Annotated in this window: 20 protein-coding genes; 14 read left to right on the forward strand and 6 right to left on the reverse strand. The window is 73.4% G+C overall.

From position 1 onward, the window contains the following. Positions 1–371 precede the first annotated feature (371 nt). From ybaK to ABZX30_RS35100, 4 genes are all read right to left on the reverse strand, one after another. On the reverse strand, positions 372–872 hold the full coding sequence (gene ybaK / locus ABZX30_RS35085; RefSeq protein ID WP_355941554.1) for a Cys-tRNA(Pro) deacylase: 501 nt from the start codon (positions 870–872) through the stop codon (positions 372–374). A 14-nt stretch (positions 873–886) separates the two neighbouring features. Next, positions 887–1,627, reverse strand: coding sequence for an LON peptidase substrate-binding domain-containing protein (locus tag ABZX30_RS35090; protein ID WP_355941557.1), 741 nt, complete (start codon positions 1,625–1,627; stop codon positions 887–889). A gap of 9 nt (positions 1,628–1,636) precedes the next feature. Next, positions 1,637–2,686, reverse strand: coding sequence for a hypothetical protein (locus tag ABZX30_RS35095; protein ID WP_355941560.1), 1,050 nt, complete (start codon positions 2,684–2,686; stop codon positions 1,637–1,639). Positions 2,687–2,826: 140 nt separating this feature from the next. Then, positions 2,827–4,404: an oxidoreductase gene (locus tag ABZX30_RS35100; RefSeq protein WP_355941563.1), complete on the reverse strand. Its 1,578-nt coding sequence runs from the start codon at positions 4,402–4,404 to the stop codon at positions 2,827–2,829. Between the two features lie 179 nt (positions 4,405–4,583). Here ABZX30_RS35100 and hisD point away from each other — a divergent pair, with 179 nt between their 5' ends. The 10 genes from hisD to ABZX30_RS35150 all read left to right on the forward strand — a co-directional run bounded on the left by hisD (position 4,584) and on the right by ABZX30_RS35150 (position 12,334). Next, positions 4,584–5,909: a histidinol dehydrogenase gene (gene hisD / locus ABZX30_RS35105; RefSeq protein ID WP_355941566.1), complete on the forward strand. Its 1,326-nt coding sequence runs from the start codon at positions 4,584–4,586 to the stop codon at positions 5,907–5,909. Continuing rightward, entirely contained in the window at positions 5,906–7,030 is a 1,125-nt protein-coding gene (locus ABZX30_RS35110; protein WP_355941569.1) for a histidinol-phosphate transaminase, read from the forward strand. Before hisD ends, ABZX30_RS35110 begins: the two co-directional genes overlap by 4 nt. Then, the gene (hisB, locus tag ABZX30_RS35115; RefSeq protein ID WP_100825690.1) at positions 7,027–7,620 is read left to right on the forward strand and encodes an imidazoleglycerol-phosphate dehydratase HisB; all 594 of its coding nucleotides are present in this window, start codon (positions 7,027–7,029) and stop codon (positions 7,618–7,620) included. Before ABZX30_RS35110 ends, hisB begins: the two co-directional genes overlap by 4 nt. A gap of 4 nt (positions 7,621–7,624) precedes the next feature. After that, positions 7,625–7,789: a hypothetical protein gene (locus ABZX30_RS35120; protein WP_355941572.1), complete on the forward strand. Its 165-nt coding sequence runs from the start codon at positions 7,625–7,627 to the stop codon at positions 7,787–7,789. Beyond that, positions 7,789–8,430, forward strand: a complete 642-nt coding sequence (gene hisH / locus ABZX30_RS35125; protein WP_355941575.1) for an imidazole glycerol phosphate synthase subunit HisH — start codon at positions 7,789–7,791, stop codon at positions 8,428–8,430. The genes ABZX30_RS35120 and hisH overlap by 1 nt, the downstream gene beginning before the upstream one ends. Before the next feature lie 4 nt (positions 8,431–8,434). Beyond that, on the forward strand, positions 8,435–9,160 hold the full coding sequence (gene priA / locus ABZX30_RS35130; protein ID WP_355941578.1) for a bifunctional 1-(5-phosphoribosyl)-5-((5-phosphoribosylamino)methylideneamino)imidazole-4-carboxamide isomerase/phosphoribosylanthranilate isomerase PriA: 726 nt from the start codon (positions 8,435–8,437) through the stop codon (positions 9,158–9,160). Then, entirely contained in the window at positions 9,157–9,561 is a 405-nt protein-coding gene (locus ABZX30_RS35135) for a RidA family protein (RefSeq protein WP_355941581.1), read from the forward strand. Before priA ends, ABZX30_RS35135 begins: the two co-directional genes overlap by 4 nt. Beyond that, on the forward strand, positions 9,558–10,313 hold the full coding sequence (gene hisF, locus ABZX30_RS35140; protein ID WP_355941583.1) for an imidazole glycerol phosphate synthase subunit HisF: 756 nt from the start codon (positions 9,558–9,560) through the stop codon (positions 10,311–10,313). Before ABZX30_RS35135 ends, hisF begins: the two co-directional genes overlap by 4 nt. Positions 10,314–10,475: 162 nt before the next feature. Beyond that, the gene (locus ABZX30_RS35145; RefSeq protein ID WP_355941584.1) at positions 10,476–11,063 is read left to right on the forward strand and encodes a helix-turn-helix domain-containing protein; all 588 of its coding nucleotides are present in this window, start codon (positions 10,476–10,478) and stop codon (positions 11,061–11,063) included. A gap of 14 nt (positions 11,064–11,077) precedes the next feature. Continuing rightward, on the forward strand, positions 11,078–12,334 hold the full coding sequence (locus ABZX30_RS35150; RefSeq protein WP_355941585.1) for an MFS transporter: 1,257 nt from the start codon (positions 11,078–11,080) through the stop codon (positions 12,332–12,334). Positions 12,335–12,338: 4 nt separating this feature from the next. Here the strand turns inward: ABZX30_RS35150 and ABZX30_RS35155 are convergent, their stop codons facing one another. Both ABZX30_RS35155 and ABZX30_RS35160 read right to left on the reverse strand, forming a co-directional pair. Next, positions 12,339–12,737, reverse strand: a complete 399-nt coding sequence (locus ABZX30_RS35155; RefSeq protein ID WP_355941587.1) for a VOC family protein — start codon at positions 12,735–12,737, stop codon at positions 12,339–12,341. 16 nt (positions 12,738–12,753) lie between these two features. Next, positions 12,754–13,389 carry a TIGR03085 family metal-binding protein gene (locus ABZX30_RS35160; RefSeq protein ID WP_355941589.1) on the reverse strand — a complete coding sequence of 212 codons (636 nt, stop codon included), beginning with the start codon at positions 13,387–13,389 and terminating at the stop codon, positions 12,754–12,756. A gap of 82 nt (positions 13,390–13,471) precedes the next feature. Here ABZX30_RS35160 and hisI point away from each other — a divergent pair, with 82 nt between their 5' ends. From hisI to ABZX30_RS35180, 4 genes are all read left to right on the forward strand, one after another. Further along, on the forward strand, positions 13,472–13,864 hold the full coding sequence (gene hisI / locus ABZX30_RS35165) for a phosphoribosyl-AMP cyclohydrolase (protein WP_355941591.1): 393 nt from the start codon (positions 13,472–13,474) through the stop codon (positions 13,862–13,864). An 11-nt stretch (positions 13,865–13,875) separates the two neighbouring features. Continuing rightward, positions 13,876–15,375 carry an anthranilate synthase component I gene (locus ABZX30_RS35170; RefSeq protein ID WP_355941593.1) on the forward strand — a complete coding sequence of 500 codons (1,500 nt, stop codon included), beginning with the start codon at positions 13,876–13,878 and terminating at the stop codon, positions 15,373–15,375. A 61-nt stretch (positions 15,376–15,436) separates the two neighbouring features. Beyond that, positions 15,437–16,078, forward strand: coding sequence for a TIGR02234 family membrane protein (locus ABZX30_RS35175; protein WP_355941595.1), 642 nt, complete (start codon positions 15,437–15,439; stop codon positions 16,076–16,078). A 172-nt stretch (positions 16,079–16,250) separates the two neighbouring features. After that, positions 16,251–16,508, forward strand: coding sequence for an HGxxPAAW family protein (locus ABZX30_RS35180; RefSeq protein WP_355941598.1), 258 nt, complete (start codon positions 16,251–16,253; stop codon positions 16,506–16,508). The last annotated feature ends 108 nt before the right edge of the window (positions 16,509–16,616 follow it).

Raw genomic sequence — 16,616 nt, forward strand, 5'->3', positions numbered from 1 at the left:
CGGCCGAAGGCTGGGGGAGTGCCGGGCATGCACCCACGTACGGGATGTACCTGGGTGTGTGCCCGGTGCGGCGAGTGGGGGCACCCCCTCTGGGGGCGCGTGCAGGGCGTCGCGCGGCAGACGGGAAGGGTCAGACAGGCCCTGGTTTCCTCGCCCCTGCCGGGCCCTCAGCCGGCCCGCACGGGCCGAGAGGGAGGCCAGGGGCCCAGCCGGCCCGCACGGGCCGAGGGGGCGGGACCCCGACCGATCCGCACGCGCGGAGAGGGTGGCCGCGCCTTTCAGCCGACCCGCACGGTGGTGGGTGGGCAAGGGCCGGGGCCGGGGGCGGAGCCCCCAGCGGGCCGGGCCGGACCGTTGACGCCGGACGCGCGTCAGCTGCGGCCGATGGGAGCCAGCACGGCCTCCGTGAGCTTCGTCAGGTCGGTCGGGGCGAGCTCGACCTCCAGCCCCCGGCGGCCTGCCGAGACGCAGATCGTGGGATGGGCGGCAGCCGAGTCGTCCAGGACCGTGGGGAGCTTCTTGCGCTGCCCCAGGGGCGAGATGCCGCCGCGGACGTAACCCGTGGTGCGCTCCGCGTGGGCCGGGTCCGCCATGGCCGCGCGTTTGCCGCCGACCGCGGTCGCGAGGGCCTTGAGGTCGAGGGAGCCCGCCACCGGGACCACGGCGACCGTCAGGGTGCCGTCGACGTCCGCGATCAGGGTCTTGAAGACCCGCTCCGGGGAGACGCCCATCGCCTCGGCGGCCTCCTCGCCGTACGAGGGGTGGGACGGGTCGTGCTCGTAGGAGTGGACCGTGTACTCCACGCCCGCCGCCGTCAGGGCCACCGTCGCGGGGGTGCCGCCCGGCTGCTGCTTCTTCGTCTTCTTCGCCATGCGGGGTTCCGGCCTCAGTTCAGACTCGTCGGGCCGCGCGTCAGGTCCGCGGCCGGCAGTGACGGCAGGGTACGGATGACGGCCGTCTCCGTGCGGAGGAGTTTCAGCTCGTCGCGCAGGCGGGACGCGGTGTCCGGGGCCTGCAGCAGACGCTGCTTCGCCGGGATGTCGAGCACCATCGCCGCCGCGACCAGGTAGGAGACGACGGCGGGCTCGTCCGGCAGCTCGGCACCCGTGGTCAGCGAGCGTTCCCGCGCGCCCGCCAGCCGCTTCTGGTACTGGCGGAAGGCCCGCAGCACGCCCTCGGCCAGCGCACCCGCCTCGTCGCCCGGGTCCTCCGTGAGTTCCTCGAGCTCGGCCGTCAGGAACGGGCCCGACGCGTCGACGGACAGCAGCCGTACCCGGGTGGTCCCGGTCGCCAGCACCTCGAAGGTGCCGTCGGCCCGCTCCCGGACGGTCGCCGCGTCCGCCACACAGCCCACGGCGTGGAACGCCTGGGCGGGGTCGGCGCCGAAGCCCGCGGCGGGTCCGCGTTCGGGCAGGGCCGTCGAGTCCGGCATGCCCGGGGCGCTCGGCGCCACTTCGTGGCCGTCGCGGATCGCCACGACGGCGAACCGGCGCGGCTCGTCCTCGGGTGTCTTCAGCAGCTCGCGCATCATCGCGCGGTAGCGCTCCTCGAACACGTTGAGCGGAAGCACCAGGCCCGGGAAGAGCACCGAGTTCAGTGGGAAGAGGGGGAGACGGACGGTGGTCACGGCGCCACCCTAATGGTCACCGGCGCGGGAGTGTCCGCGGTGCTCACTCCGCGGTCGCGGCTGGGTCGGCACCAGCCCGGTCCGGCCGGGCCGGGGGACCGCCGTCAGGAGCTCCTCGCGCAGCCGGAGGAAGTGGCCGAGCGGGTCGTCGGAGATCCGGTCCCAGGGGAAGGAGGTGGCGTACGGGCCGGTCAGCCGGAGCTGGTCACGGGCGTCCGCCCGGCGGTCCAGCCGCAGCAGCAGGTAGATGAGCTTGTTGCGGATCCCGGCGGGCCAGGGATCGGCCGCCGGGAGCCGGCCGGAGAGCGCGATCGCCCGGTCGGCCGCCGCGTCCAGCCGCTCGCGCGGCACCTCCGGCCCGCAGCCGTCGGCCAGGTAGCCGAGGGCCGCCCGCACGGGCAGCGCCTGGACGAGCGAGTCCGCCGGGGCGTCCTGCGCGGCCAGGTCGGCGAAGTCGAGGCACTCGCGGTGCGAGCCGTGCCAGGAGGCGGCCAGATAGCGCAGGGCGGCCACATGGCAACCGTAGTGGTGCGGGGCGCGCCGGACGGCCGCCTCCCACAGCTCCCCGAAGTACCGGTGGCCGGCCCGGGAGCCGCGCGCATGGTCCAGCGCGAGCCGCCACGGCACCGGGTCGCGGACGTCGCTCCGGGCGGCGGCCGTGATCAGCGGGCTCACCTCGCGCAGCAGCTCGGTCCGGGCCGGCGAGGGCCAGGCCCGGTCCACCGCCAGCTGAGCCGCCACCAGCAGCCCGTCGGGGTCGTCGGGGGCGGCCCTGCGCCACTCCTCGAACCACTCGGAGCGCGAGCGGGCGAAGCCGGCCAGGCCCCGCGTGTACCGGTCGCGGTTCTCCCACTGGGCGGCCGCCCGGGTGGCGGCCAGCAACTCGGCGGCGGCACGGTACTCGCCGTGCCCGGCCGCGACGAGGGCGGGGCCGAGGCGGTCGTCGGGCGCGTCGAGCAGCACCTCGTCGTCGACCGGCGGTCCGGCGGGACGCGAGGGGGTTCTGGTCATCCGGGTGGGGCGGATGAACGGGGGCAGCAGAGCCATGGTGTCGACCATTGAAAGACCGCAGGTCGGCGCCGCGCCAGCCTCTGTGGCAAGGCGGTGGAAAGTTGTACGCGGCCCGGTCAAGGACCGGTAAAAGTTGGTGACTTTTCAATTACTGATGGGTACCTGCCAAGCTGCGTCCCGCTCGCCGGTCAGCCCCGCCGCAGCAGCCGCGTCGCGCCGGCCGCCACCGTCGTCGCCAGGACCCAGCCCAGCAGCACCATCGCCGCCGCCAGCCACTGCCAGCCGCCGCGCAGCTGCCACTGGCCCGCCTGGCCCAGATCGATGACCGGCAGCAGCAGGTCCAGGGCGAACAGTGCCGGGCTCCAGGCCGGGTGGCCACCCGCGTTCATCGGCGGATGACTGGCGTGCGCGAAGGCGAGCGTGCCCGCCGCCCACAGCACCGCCATCCACACGGCGGCCCGGCCGGGCCGGTACCCGTAGGCGACCGTCCAGTCCTGCGCGTACCCCCAGAGCTTGCCGGCCAGCGGCAGGGTCTCGCGGCGGCGGCGCTGCTTGGCGAGCAGTACCTCGCGCGCGTCCTCGTCCTCCCCGGCCCCGCGCAGCACGGCGGCCAGCCGCTCGTACGGCTCGGGGTTGTACTCGGCGGTCGCCGCCGCCACCCAGCCCAGGCGCTCGGTCAGCGGGAACGGGCCCTGCGGCACCAGGCTCTCGTAGGTGAAGCCGCCCATGTGCAGACTGCCCGGCCCCGGCCAGCTGGCCGCCCGGTCCACGAGGTTGACGACCCGGGCCCCCGACAGCACCACCTTGCCGCGCTGCGGCCGCTCCCCGAGGAAGCGCAGCTCGGGCGTCTGCACCCGGCGCAGCGACAGCTCCTGGTCGTCGGTGAAGGCGAACCGGGCCCGCTCCAGGTCGACCGCGTCCCCGAACCGCCCGTCGTCGAGACGCACCCCGCCCTGGCACTCGAAGTGCTGGACACGCGTGCCGCGCGCGGGGGTGGTGCCGCTGAGCAGCGGGCTGCCCACGCCGGCCGGGGTCATGTAGAGGGTGCGCTCCACGGTCAGCTGCGGCGCGTTCAGGGCCAGCCGGGAACGGGGGTTGGCCAGTCTGGCGCCGCGCAGGCTCAGCGACACGCCGACCTTGGCGCTGCGCAGGCTGAGCTCACCGTGCGACTCCAGCAGCTCCGCCTGGAGGTCCTGGCCGACGGTCATCCCGTCGGCGACGATCGAGCGGCCGGTGCGGTCCCGGTGCACGACGGCCTGGTTGAGCAGCAGATCGGTGCCGATGTGCGCGTCGGTGAGCCGGACGCCGCCCGGGAAGCGGCAGCGCGGCAGGTGCAGGTCGCCCTCGGTGTGCACCCGGGCGGCCTCCAGGCGCGGGACCGAGCAGTCCACCAGGCGCAGGGTCGCGAAACGGGCCTCGGGCACCAGCACCTCGCGGTCGAAGCGGCAGCCCTTCAGTTCCACGTACGGCACCACCGTGCCGCCCGCCAGTTCCAGGGGCCCGCTGATCCGCACGCCGGACAGCTTCAGCGCCGACACCCGGCCGGCCAGCGCGGGCGGACCGTCCAACAGCAGCCAGCACACGATGCGCGCCCGCACGGTCCGCTCGGGCCCCCAGGGATGCCCGCCGTGCGGGTCGTCCACCACGGCGTCCCCGCTGCTCAGGTCGTACACGCTGCCGTTGCGGAAGGCCTGCCACATCCCGGCCTCGGTGGCGGTCAGGTCGTCCGGCAGGTCTCCGGCGCGCAGGCCGGCCCCCTCGGTCACCGCTCTTCCTTCCTCCCTCGGCCACGGGCGGCTCCCGCCCGCTCGTACAGCCGGTCATGCCCGTGCGTGCGGCCCCGAACGCCAACGGTGAAGCGGATCTTCCGGGTTCCGGCCACGTTCTGTATCAGCCATTGATACGCGCGGACAGCGCCCGACGCCGGTCTGAGAGAATTGACCCCGTGATCTGCCGAATCGATCTGCGCGGCGACGCCCTCCCCGAGGGCCCCGCCCTGCGCGACCTGCTGCCCCGAGCCGACTTCGACGTATCGGCCGCCCTCGAGAAGGTGCGTCCCATCTGCGAAGCCGTGCATCATCGGGGCGACGCGGCGCTGATCGACTTCGCCGAGAAGTTCGACGGGGTCCGGCTGGAGTCGGTACGGGTCCCGGCCCGGGCGCTCGCCGACGCGCTGGAACAGCTCGACCCGGCCGTGCGCGCGGCCCTGGAGGAGTCCATCCGCCGGGCCCGCCTCGTGCACCGCGCCCAGCGCCGCACGTCCCACACGACCCAGGTCGTGCCCGGCGGCACGGTGACCGAAAAGTGGGTACCGGTCGAGCGCGTCGGTCTCTACGCGCCCGGCGGCCGCTCCGTCTACCCCTCCTCCGTGATCATGAACGTGGTGCCCGCGCAGGAGGCGGGCGTCGGCTCGATCGCCCTGGCCTCGCCGGCGCAGGCGGACTTCGGCGGCCTGCCGCACCCCACCATCCTCGCCGCCTGCGCGCTGCTCGGCGTCGACGAGGTCTACGCGGCGGGCGGCGCCACCGCCGTGGCGATGTTCGCGTACGGCACCGAGTCCTGCGCCCCCGCCAACATGGTCACCGGCCCCGGCAACATCTGGGTCGCCGCCGCCAAGCGCTTCTTCACCGGCAGGATCGGCATCGACGCCGAGGCCGGCCCCACCGAGATCGCGGTCCTCGCGGACTCCACCGCCGACCCGGTGCACGTCGCCGCCGACCTGATCAGCCAGGCCGAGCACGACCCGCTCGCGGCGGCCGTGCTGGTCACCGACTCCACCGAACTGGCCGACGCCGTGGAGAAGGAGCTCGAACCGCAGGTCGCGGCCACCCGGCACGTCGACGACCGGATCGTGCCCGCCCTCCGGGGCAGGCAGTCCGCGATCGTGCTGGTGGACGGCATCGAGGAGGGCCTGAGGGTGGTCGACGCGTACGGCGCCGAGCACCTGGAGATCCAGACGGCCGACGCCGCCGCCGTCGCCGAGCGGGTGAAGAACGCGGGCGCCGTCTTCATCGGCCCCTGGGCGCCGGTCTCCCTGGGCGACTACGCGGCCGGGTCCAACCACGTCCTGCCCACCGGAGGCTGCGCCTGCCACTCCTCCGGCCTGTCCGTGCAGTCCTTCCTGCGCGGTATCCACATCGTCGACTACACGCGCGAGGCGCTGGCCGAGGTCGCGCACCACGTGGTGACGCTGGCGGAGGCGGAGGACCTGCCCGCGCACGGCGCGGCGATCAAGGCGAGGTTCGGGTGGAAGGTACCGACGGGCAAGTGAGCGACGTGAGGATCGACGACCTCCCCGTCCGGGACGAGCTGCGCGGCAAGTCGCCCTACGGCGCGCCCCAGCTGGACGTCCCGGTGCGGCTGAACACGAACGAGAACCCCTACCCGCTGCCCGAGCCGCTGGTCGAGCGGATCACCGAGCGGGTGCGCGAGGCCGCCCGGAACCTCAACCGCTACCCGGACCGGGACGCGGTCGAGCTGCGCACCCGGCTCGCGGAGTACCTGACCGACACGACCGGCTACCAGGTGGGTCCGGCCGAGGTCTGGGCCGCCAACGGCTCCAACGAGGTCATCCAGCAGCTGCTGCAGACCTTCGGCGGGCCCGGCCGTACGGCGATCGGCTTCGAGCCCTCGTACTCGATGCACAGCCTGATCGCGCGCGGCACGGGCACCGGCTGGATCTCCGGCCCCCGCAACGAGGACTTCACCGTCGACCTGCCGGCGGCCGAGCGGGCCATCGCCGAGCACCGGCCCGACGTCGTCTTCATCACCACCCCCAACAACCCCACCGGCAACGCGGTGCCGCCCGAGACGGTGCTCGCGCTGTACGAGGCCGCGCAGGCGGCCAGGGCCGCGACCGCCGGGGCGATGGTCGTGGTGGACGAGGCGTACGTCGAGTTCAGCCACGGCCCCTCACTGCTGCCGCTGCTCGAAGGTCGGCCGAATCTCGTCGTCTCGCGGACCATGTCGAAGGCGTTCGGGGCCGCCGGCCTCCGCCTCGGCTACCTCGCCGCGCACCCGGCCGTCGTGGACGCCGTCCAGCTCGTCCGGCTGCCGTACCACCTGTCGGCGGTCACCCAGGCGACCGCCCTGGCCGCGCTGGAGCACACGGACGTGCTCCTGAAGTACGTCGAGCAGCTGAAGTCCGAGCGGGACCGGCTGGTGGGCGAGCTGAGGTCCATCGGTTACGAGGTGACCGAGTCCGACGCGAACTTCGTGCAGTTCGGGCGGTTCGAGGACGCGCACACCGCCTGGCAGAAGATCCTCGACCGGGGTGTCCTGGTCCGTGACAACGGCGTACCGGGGTGGCTGCGGGTCACCGCCGGCACCCCGGCCGAGAACGACGCGTTCCTGGACGCGGTCCGTGACGTGAAGAAGGAGCAGAGCACATGAGCCGCGTAGGGCGCGTGGAACGGACGACCAAGGAGACCTCGGTCCTCGTCGAGATCGATCTCGACGGCACCGGGAAGACCGACATCGCCACCGGCGTAGGCTTCTACGACCACATGCTCGACCAGCTCGGCCGGCACGGTCTGTTCGACCTGACCGTGAAGACCGACGGCGACCTGCACATCGACTCCCACCACACCATCGAGGACACCGCCCTCGCGCTGGGCGCCGCCTTCAAGCAGGCCCTCGGCGACAAGGTGGGCATCTACCGCTTCGGCAACTGCACGGTCCCGCTGGACGAGTCCCTCGCCCAGGTCACCGTCGACCTGTCCGGCCGCCCCTACCTCGTGCACACCGAGCCCGAGAACATGGCGCCGATGATCGGCGAGTACGACACCACGATGACCCGGCACATCCTGGAGTCCTTCGTCGCCCAGGCCCAGATCGCGCTGCACGTGCACGTGCCCTACGGGCGCAACGCGCACCACATCGTGGAGTGTCAGTTCAAGGCGCTGGCCCGGGCGCTGCGCTACGCCAGCGAGCGGGACCCGCGCGCGGCGGGCATCCTGCCGTCCACGAAGGGTGCCCTGTAAACCCATGAACGGTCTGTCCACCGTCCTGATCGTCGTCGGTCTGTTCCTGGTCGGCGGGATCATCTCCTTCGTCAAGCAGCAGATGCCGCGGAGCCTGATCGTGCTGCTCTCGATCGGCGCGGCGATGTGCCTGGTCGCCGGCGTCATGCGGCTGGAGGTGTGGAACTGATGAGCACGCCGAAGAAGGTCGTGGTCTTCGACTACGGCTTCGGCAACGTCCGCTCCGCCGAGCGCGCCCTCGCGCGCGCGGGAGCCGACGTCGAGATCACGCGCGACTTCGACACGGCGATGAACGCGGACGGCCTGCTCGTGCCGGGCGTCGGCGCCTTCGCCGCCTGCATGAAGGGCCTGCGCGAGGCCCGCGGCGACTGGATCGTCGACCGCCGGCTGTCCGGCGGGCGGCCGGTGATCGGCATCTGCGTCGGCATGCAGATCCTCTTCGCGCGCGGCATCGAGCACGGCGTGGAGAGCGAGGGCCTCGACGAGTGGCCCGGCTCGGTCGAGCCGCTCCAGGCCGACGTCGTGCCCCACATGGGCTGGAACACCGTCGAGGCCCCGGCCGGCTCGGAGCTGTTCGCGGGCCTGGAGGCGGACGCGCGCTTCTACTTCGTGCACTCCTACGCCGTCCACGACTGGACCCTGCAGACCCACAACCCGGTCCTGCACCCGCCCAGGGTCACCTGGGCGACGCACGGCAAGCCCTTCGTGGCCGCCGTCGAGAACGGCGCCCTGTGGGCCACGCAGTTCCACCCCGAGAAGTCCGGCGACGCCGGAGCCCAGCTCCTCACCAACTGGATCGGAACCCTGTAGAGACATGGCCAAGCTCGAACTCCTCCCCGCCGTCGACGTCCGCGACGGCCAGGCCGTCCGCCTCGTGCACGGCGAGTCCGGCACGGAGACCTCCTACGGCTCCCCCCTGGAGGCCGCCCTGGCCTGGCAGCGCTCCGGCGCCGAGTGGCTGCACCTGGTCGACCTCGACGCCGCGTTCGGCACCGGTGACAACCGGGCGCTGATCGCCGAGGTCGCGCGGGCCATGGACATCAAGGTCGAGCTGTCCGGCGGCATCCGCGACGACGCCTCCCTGGCCGCCGCCCTCGCCACCGGCTGCACCCGGGTGAACCTCGGCACCGCCGCGCTGGAGACCCCCGAGTGGGTCGCCAGGATCATCGCCGAGCACGGCGACAAGATCGCGGTCGGCCTCGACGTACGCGGCACCACGCTCCGGGGCCGCGGCTGGACCCGTGACGGCGGCGACCTCTACGAGACGCTGGCGCGCCTCGACAAGGAGGGCTGCGCCCGGTACGTCGTCACCGACATCGCCAAGGACGGCACGCTGCAGGGCCCCAACCTGGAGCTGCTGAAGAACGTGTGCGCCGCGACCGACCGCCCGGTCGTGGCCTCCGGCGGCGTGTCGTCGCTCGACGACCTGCGGGCCATCGCCGACCTGGTCCCCCTCGGTGTCGAGGGCGCCATCGTCGGGAAGGCGCTGTACGCGAAGGCGTTCACCCTGGAAGAGGCACTGGAGGCTGTGTCGTCATGACGTCCGAGACCGTGCGGCGCGTGCAGAGCGGAACTCCCTGGGAAGAGACTTTCGGATTCGCGCGCGCGGTCGCTGCGGGCGACCGGGTGCTGGTGGCGGGCACGACGTCCTTCAAGGGCGATGTGCTGTACGGGGAGGGCGACCCGTACGAACAGGCCAAGGTGGCCTTCACCAGCGCCCTGGACGCCATCGCCGAGTTCGGGCTGGGGCCCGGCTCGGTGGTCAGGACCCGGGTCTACCTGGCCCACGCGCGGGACGTCGAGGCGGTGGGCCGGGCCCACAAGGAGCTGTTCGACGCCGTGCGCCCGGTCGCGACCCTGCTGGTCGTGGAGGGCTTCGTCGACCCGCGCATCCTGGTCTCAGTGGAACTCGAAGCATTCAGAGGAGCCGTGACCTCATGACCCTGGCGGTCCGAGTCATCCCCTGCCTGGACGTGGACAACGGCCGGGTCGTCAAGGGCGTCAACTTCCAGAACCTGCGCGACGCGGGCGACCCGGTCGAGATGGCCAAGGTGTATGACGCCGAGGGCGCCGACGAACTGACGTTCCTGGACATCACCGCCTCGTCGGGCAACCGCGAGACGACGTACGACGTGGTGCGCCGCACCGCGGAGCAGGTGTTCATCCCGCTGACCGTCGGCGGCGGAGTCCGCACGGCCGAGGACGTGGACCGGCTGCTGCGGGCGGGCGCCGACAAGGTGGGCGTGAACACCGCGGCGATCGCCCGGCCCGACCTGATCCGCGAGATCGCCGAGCGCTTCGGTCGGCAGGTGCTGGTGCTGTCGGTGGACGCGCGCCGCACCCCGGAGGGCACCTTCGAGGTCACGACGCACGGCGGCCGCAAGGGCACCGGCATCGACGCCGTCGAGTGGGCGCACCGGGCCGCCGACCTCGGTGCGGGCGAGATCCTGCTGAACTCGATGGACGCGGACGGCACCAAGGACGGCTACGACCTGGAGATGATCGCCGCCGTGCGCAAGCACGTCACGGTACCCGTCATCGCCTCGGGCGGCGCGGGCAGGCTCGCGGACTTCGCCCCGGCCGTGGACGCCGGCGCGGACGCCGTGCTCGCGGCCTCCGTCTTCCACTTCGGCGACCTGCGGATCGGCGAGGTGAAGCAGGCGCTGCGGGAGGCGGGTCACCCCGTGCGGTGACCCGCTCCGCAACCGCCTGACCCGCAACGGCCTGACCCGCAACGGCCTGACCCGCAACCGCCCGGGCCGAAGCCGCCCGACCCGACACCGGATCCTCAGATGCGAAAGCCAAGTTGCGCAAAAATTGTTGTGCAACTTTCCTTTCGTATTTACTCTGAGGGCATGGCGAGCAAAGAGAACCGGCGGATCACCGACGTCGGCACGCTGAAGGCCCTCGCGCACCCCCTGCGGGCCGACCTGTACCGGCTGCTGTGCGTCGAACGGGTCGCGACGGCGTCCCGGCTCGCCGAGCACGTGGACGAGGCCGTCTCCCTGGTCAGCTACCACCTGCGCAAGCTCGCCGAGCACGGACTGATCGAGGAGGCGGAACCGCAGACCGGGGACGCCCGGGAACGCTGGTGGCAGCCCGCCTCGGACGGGGTGAGCATCCGCGACGAGGACTTCCGGGGCGAACCGGTGAAGGCCGCGGCCCACCTGGCGGCCAGCCGCCTCTTCCACGACCAGCGCGCCGACCGCTACCGCCGCTACCTGGACGAACGCCCCACCTGGAACCCCGAGTGGAACGCCGCGTCCATGGACAACGAGTCCCTGCTGCGGCTGACGCCGGCGGAACTCACCGCGCTGGAGCAGGAGCTGGTGTCGCTCCTGCGGAGGTACGACGAGCAGGGCCGGGCCGCCGAGGCGGCAGGCGAGACCGAGGGGCGCGAGAACGTCGCGCTCCACATGTACGGCTTCCCCTTCCGCGTCTGAGAGAGGCCACCACCGTGACCACCGCGACCGCGATACCCGTCGAGGAGCACGTCCCGGACCGCCCAGCCCACCACGACCCCAACGTCCTGCGCTGGCTCGGGGCGTACACCTCCTCGATGGTCGGCGACAGCGTCTACTACATCGCCCTGTCCTGGGCCGCCGTACAGGCCGGGAGCCCCTCACAGGCCGGCCTCGTGATGTCGGTCAGCGCGCTGCCCCGGGCGGTGCTGATGCTGGGCGGAGGCGTGATCGCCGACCGGCTGGGACCGCGCAGGGTCGTCATCGGCAGTGACGCGGTGCGCTGCGCCACCGTCCTCGCGGTGGCCGCCCTGCTCTGCCTCACCAGCCCCGGCCTGTGGCCGCTCGCCCTGCTGGCCCTGGTCTTCGGCACCGTCGACGCCGTGTTCGTGCCCGCCGTGGGCGCCCTGCCCGCACGGATCACCGGCCGGGACCAGCTCGCCCGCGTCCAGGGCATGCGCGGCCTCGCGATCCGCTGCGCGAGCGTCGTCGGCGCCCCGCTCGGCGGCCTCGGCGTGGCGGTCGGCGGCGCCGCGGCCGCGTTCGGCCTCGCCGGGCTGCTGATCGCCGTGTCGGTGCCGCTGCTGATCACCGTGCGGGTACGGGAACTGCCCGCCGACGACCGCGCCGGCACCGCCCGGGGCACCGCGTGGAGCGACCTGGCGGCCGGCCTGCGCTACATCCGCGGCCACCGCGTCCTCGCCCCGCTGATGATCGCCATCGCCCTCGGCGACTTCGGCTTCGTCGGCCCCTTCAACGTCGGGCTCACGCTGCTGGCCGACCGGCGCGGCTGGGGCGCCTCCGGGATGGGCTGGGTGCTCGCCGGGTTCGGCGTCGGCGCGGGCGCCGTCTCCCTGCTGCTCACCGTCCGGGGACGGCTGCCCCGGGCCGGGCTGGTCGCCGCGCTCTCCATCCTCGCCGGCTCCGTCGCGATCGGCGCCCTCGCCTTCGTCCCGGACCTTGCCGGCGCCGTGGGGGTCGCCCTGCTCGTCGGGCTGCTCGCCGGGCTCAGCGGCGCCCTGTGCGGATCGCTGCTCCAGACCCAGTCCGACCCCGCCTACCTCGGCCGGGTCACCGCCGTCTCCAGCCTGGTCAGCCTCGGCCTCACCCCGCTCAGCATGCCGTTCTCGGCCGCCGCCATCGGCGCCTGGGGCCTCGGCCCCGTGTACGTCGTCAGCGCCGTCGTGTGCGGCCTCGGCGGGCTCGTCGCGCTGTGCGTGGCGGACCTGCGCCGCGCCGAACTGCCCCGCTGACGCCTCACCCCTGCGGCTGGGCCAGCTGCACCAGGTTGCCCACGGTGTCGTCCAGCACGGCGGCGATCACCGGACCCTGCTCCTGCGGCTCGTGGGTGAAGCGCACCCCGAGCCCGCGCGGCCGCTCGTACTCCGCCGCGACGTCGTCCACCGAGAACACGATGGCCGGGATCCCCGCCTCGTACAGCGCTCGCCGGTACGGCTCCGCGATGGGGCCCGCGCCCGGCTCCAGCAGCAACTGGAGATCCGGCTGGGCCCCGCCCGCGGCGCCCACCGTGACGAACAGCGTGCCGCCGCCCAGATCCAGGTGGGCGCGGGTCTCGAATCCGAGCACGTCCGTGGAGAAGGCGTGGGCCTTCGGCACGTCGTCGACGTACACCCCGGTCATCGCCACCTTGATCATGAGCGCTCCCTCGGGCTCAGATGCCGAGCCGCTTCGACTCCTGCAGCCGGGTGATCGCGTCCTCGTCGCCCTCCACGCCCACCTTGGCGGCACTCTGCCGGCCGAAGGCGAACAACAGCAGCTCGGACGGCTCGCCGGTGACCGTCACCACCGGCGCGCCCCGGTGGGCGACCACCGTCCGGCCGTCCGGGCGGCGCAGCACCAGACCCGTCGGCGAACCCCGGCCCACCAGCCGCGCGGTGCGCTCCAGACGGGACCACAGCGCGTCCTGGAAGACCGCGTCCAGCTCGCGCGTGCCCCAGCCGGACTGGGCGCGGCGGACGTCCTCCGCGTGCACGTAGAACTCGACGACGTTGGCCGCCTCGTCGATCTGCTTGAGCTGGAACGGTGAGAATCGCGGCGGGCCCGTACGGATCAGCTGGATCAGCTCCTCGTACGGCTTGGCGGCGTACTCGGCCGTCACCCTCTCCAGGCGCGGCGCGAGCGCCTTGAGCAGGGCACCGCCGGCCGCGTCGGGGCGGCGCTCGCGCACCACCACGTGCGCGGCCAGGTCCCGGGTCCGCCAGCCCTCGCACAGGGTCGGGGCGTCCGGGCCGGTCGTTTCCAAGAGGTCGGCGAGCAGGAGCCGTTCACGCTTGGCGAAGGTCGACATGCCGTCAGCCTACGGCCACCCAGCGGGTCCGCACACTGGACACCCCCCGGATCACTCGATGCCGCCCGGCACAATGGCACCCATGACCCGTAGCAACCGGCCCAGCAGCCTCGACCCCGAGATCGCCGCGCGCCTCAGGCGCAGCGCCGACGGACTCCTGCCCGCCATCGCCCAGCAGTACGACACCGGAGAGGTGCTCATGCTCGGCTGGATGGACGACGAGGCGCTGCACCGCACGCTCACCACCGGCCGCTGCACGTACTGGTCCCGCAGCCGGCGGGAATACTGGGTCAAGGGCGACACGTCCGGCCACTTCCAGTGGGTCAAGTCCGTCGCCCTGGACTGCGACGCCGACACCGTGCTGGTCAAGGTCGACCAGGTCGGCGCCGCCTGCCACACCGGCGCGCGCACCTGCTTCGACGCCGACGTGCTGCTCAAGGACGCCGATTCCGGCGTACCGGCCTCGGATCAGTAAGGTCTGCCGCCATGGACCTCGAGACGTTCCGCAAGCTCGCCGCCGACCGCCGCGTCATCCCGGTCACCCGCAAACTCCTCGCCGACGGCGACACCCCGGTCGCGCTCTACCGCAAGCTGGCCGCCGAGCGCCCCGGCACCTTCCTGCTGGAGTCCGCGGAGAACGGCCGCACCGCGTTTCAATGGTCCCGGTACTCCTTCGTGGGCGTGCGCTCCGCGGCCACGCTGACCGAGCGCGACGGCCGGACCCACTGGCTCGGCACCCCGCCCGTCGGCGTCCCCACCGGAGGCGACCCGCTCGCCACCCTGCGCGCCACCGTCGAGGCCCTGCACACCCCCCGCGACCTCGCCCACGACCTGGGGCTGCCGCCCTTCACCGGCGGCATGGTCGGCTACCTCGGCTACGACATCGTCCGCCGCCTGGAGAAGATCGGCCCCGGCGAGCGGGACGACCTGCGGCTCCCCGAGCTGACCATGCTCCTGACCAGCGACCTCGCGGTCATGGACCACTGGGAGGGCTCCGTCCTGCTGATCGCCAACGCGATCAACCACAACGACCTGGAGACCGGCGTCGACGAGGCCTACGCGGACGCGGTGGCCCGCCTCGACGCGATGGAGGCCGACCTGAGCCGCGCGGTCGCCCAGCCGCCCGCCCAGCTGCCGCCCTCCGAACTGCCCGAGTACACCGCCCTGTGGGGCGGCCCCGACTTCCAGCGGGCCGTCGAGGACATCAAGGAGCGCATCCGCGCGGGCGAGGCCTTCCAGGTCGTACCGTCGCAGCGGTTCGAGACGCCCTGCACGGCGAGCGCGCTCGACGTGTACCGGGTCCTCAGGGCCACCAACCCGTCGCCGTACATGTACCTGTTCCGCTTCGACGGATTCGACGTGGTCGGCTCCTCCCCGGAGGCCCTGGTCAAGGTCGAGGACGGGCGGGCCATGGTGCACCCCATCGCCGGCACCCGGCACCGCGGCGCCACCCCGCGGGAGGACCAGGCCCTCGCCGACGAACTGCTCGCCGACCCCAAGGAACGCGCCGAGCACCTCATGCTCGTCGACCTCGGCCGCAACGACCTCGGCCGGGTCTGCGAGCCCGGCTCCGTCGAGGTCGTCGACTTCATGTCCATCGAGCGCTACTCGCACGTGATGCACATCGTCTCCACGGTGACCGGACGGGTCGCCGAGGGCCGTACCGCCTTCGACGTGCTGACGGCCTGCTTCCCGGCCGGCACCCTCTCCGGAGCCCCGAAGCCCCGCGCGATGCAGATCATCGACGAGCTCGAACCGTCCCGGCGCGGACTGTACGGCGGCTGCGTCGGCTACCTCGACTTCGCCGGCGACTCCGACACGGCCATCGCCATCCGCACGGCCCTGCTGCGCGACGGCACCGCCTACGTCCAGGCAGGCGCCGGCATCGTCGCCGACTCCGACCCGGCCGCCGAGGACCAGGAGTGCCGCAACAAGGCGGCTGCGGTGCTGCGGGCGGTGCACACGGCCAACCGGCTGGGCGAGTAGGGCGTTTCTCACGTTCTCCACGTGAACCCCGGGTGACGGTCCGCCCGGGGTTCGGGAGATAGTGGAGCACGTGACTGCCGTACCCCACCCCCGTTCCCAGGCGCCCGTGTCCGCGCGGTCCGGCCGCCGGAGCCTCGCCGTCGCCCTGCTGTGCGGCGCGCTCGGCGCGGCCGTGGCGCTGCTGGCCACCCGGCAGAGCTGGTCGGAGGGCACCGCGACGGTGGCCGGCGGCGCCTTCCCGCTCACCGCCAGGGGCAGCGACGTCACGGGCGTCCCCGCGGCCCTCGCCATAGTGGGCCTCGCCGCGCTCGTCGCCGTCTTCGCCGTCCGCAGGTCCGGCCGCCTCCTGGTCGCGGGGCTCCTCGCCCTGTCCGGCGCCGGTACCGTCGCCGCCGCCCTGACCGGCGCCTCCGACAGCTCCGCGCTCGACGCGAAGGCCGCCGAGACCACCGGCGACACCTCCGCCACGGTCGCCGCGCTCACCCACACCGGCTGGCCCTACGTCGCGGCCGTCGGCGGCGCCCTCCTGCTGCTCGCCGGGCTCCTGGCCCTGCGGTACGGCCGGCTGTGGCCCGCCATGTCCGGCCGTTACGAACGGTCCGGCACCCCCCGCCCGCGCCGCACCGCCGAGGCCGCCGACCCCGACCGCCCCGAGGAGCTCTGGAAGGCCCTCGACCGGGGCGAGGACCCCACCGGGGCGTAGCCACCCGGGCGCCCGCCCGGATGTGGCGAAACAGACGCCGGTCACCGGCCACCCCCCCTCACGGCACACGCGTGCGTACGGGACAATGGACGGCGAGCGGCCGGCCCGGACCCGGGCGGACCCGGAGACGTACGGCACGTACGACACGCACACCAGCAACGAGGAGCAAGCAATGGCGGGCAGCAGCCACGGTCACACCCCGGCCGCCTGGACCGGTGTCATCATCGCCTTCATCGGTTTCTGCGTCGCAGGCGCCTTCATGGTGATGGCCCAGCCGCTGGGCTTCTGGGCGGGCATGGTGATCGTGGCCCTCGGTGGTGTCGTGGGCGCCATCATGCGCGCGATGGGCCTCGGCCAGCCGAAGGAGACCCACGCGGCGCCGCGCACCGCCGCGGCCGCCCCCCGCGAGCCGGCGGGCGTCGAGAGCTGAGCACGGCATCCTCGCCCGCGTGAGGGGCGGCCGGCGCCGATGTGGAGGACGTTGAGCCCCTCGACGATCAGGATGTCGGGCCGCCGGACGGTGAGCCGCCGGTCGGGC

Source organism: Streptomyces sp. NPDC004542 (assembly GCF_040610035.1).
Classification (GTDB): Bacteria; Actinomycetota; Actinomycetes; order Streptomycetales; family Streptomycetaceae; genus Streptomyces.

Excerpts from the sequence above, each read along its gene's own strand:
- ABZX30_RS35160 (WP_355941589.1), bottom strand. The coding sequence starts at position 13,389 with ATGTCGACCTTCGCCAAGCGTGAACGGCTCCTGCTCGCCGACCTCTTG.
- ABZX30_RS35095 (WP_355941560.1), bottom strand. The coding sequence starts at position 2,686 with ATGGTCGACACCATGGCTCTGCTGCCCCCGTTCATCCGCCCCACCCGG.
- ABZX30_RS35135 (WP_355941581.1), top strand. The coding sequence starts at position 9,157 with ATGACGTCCGAGACCGTGCGGCGCGTGCAGAGCGGAACTCCCTGGGAA.
- hisI (WP_355941591.1), top strand. The coding sequence starts at position 13,472 with ATGACCCGTAGCAACCGGCCCAGCAGCCTCGACCCCGAGATCGCCGCG.
- ABZX30_RS35145 (WP_355941584.1), top strand. The coding sequence starts at position 10,476 with ATGGCGAGCAAAGAGAACCGGCGGATCACCGACGTCGGCACGCTGAAG.
- ABZX30_RS35170 (WP_355941593.1), top strand. The coding sequence starts at position 13,876 with ATGGACCTCGAGACGTTCCGCAAGCTCGCCGCCGACCGCCGCGTCATC.
- ybaK (WP_355941554.1), bottom strand. The coding sequence starts at position 872 with ATGGCGAAGAAGACGAAGAAGCAGCAGCCGGGCGGCACCCCCGCGACG.
- hisH (WP_355941575.1), top strand. The coding sequence starts at position 7,789 with ATGAGCACGCCGAAGAAGGTCGTGGTCTTCGACTACGGCTTCGGCAAC.
- hisB (WP_100825690.1), top strand. The coding sequence starts at position 7,027 with ATGAGCCGCGTAGGGCGCGTGGAACGGACGACCAAGGAGACCTCGGTC.
- ABZX30_RS35155 (WP_355941587.1), bottom strand. The coding sequence starts at position 12,737 with ATGATCAAGGTGGCGATGACCGGGGTGTACGTCGACGACGTGCCGAAG.
- priA (WP_355941578.1), top strand. The coding sequence starts at position 8,435 with ATGGCCAAGCTCGAACTCCTCCCCGCCGTCGACGTCCGCGACGGCCAG.
- ABZX30_RS35180 (WP_355941598.1), top strand. The coding sequence starts at position 16,251 with ATGGCGGGCAGCAGCCACGGTCACACCCCGGCCGCCTGGACCGGTGTC.
- hisF (WP_355941583.1), top strand. The coding sequence starts at position 9,558 with ATGACCCTGGCGGTCCGAGTCATCCCCTGCCTGGACGTGGACAACGGC.
- ABZX30_RS35120 (WP_355941572.1), top strand. The coding sequence starts at position 7,625 with ATGAACGGTCTGTCCACCGTCCTGATCGTCGTCGGTCTGTTCCTGGTC.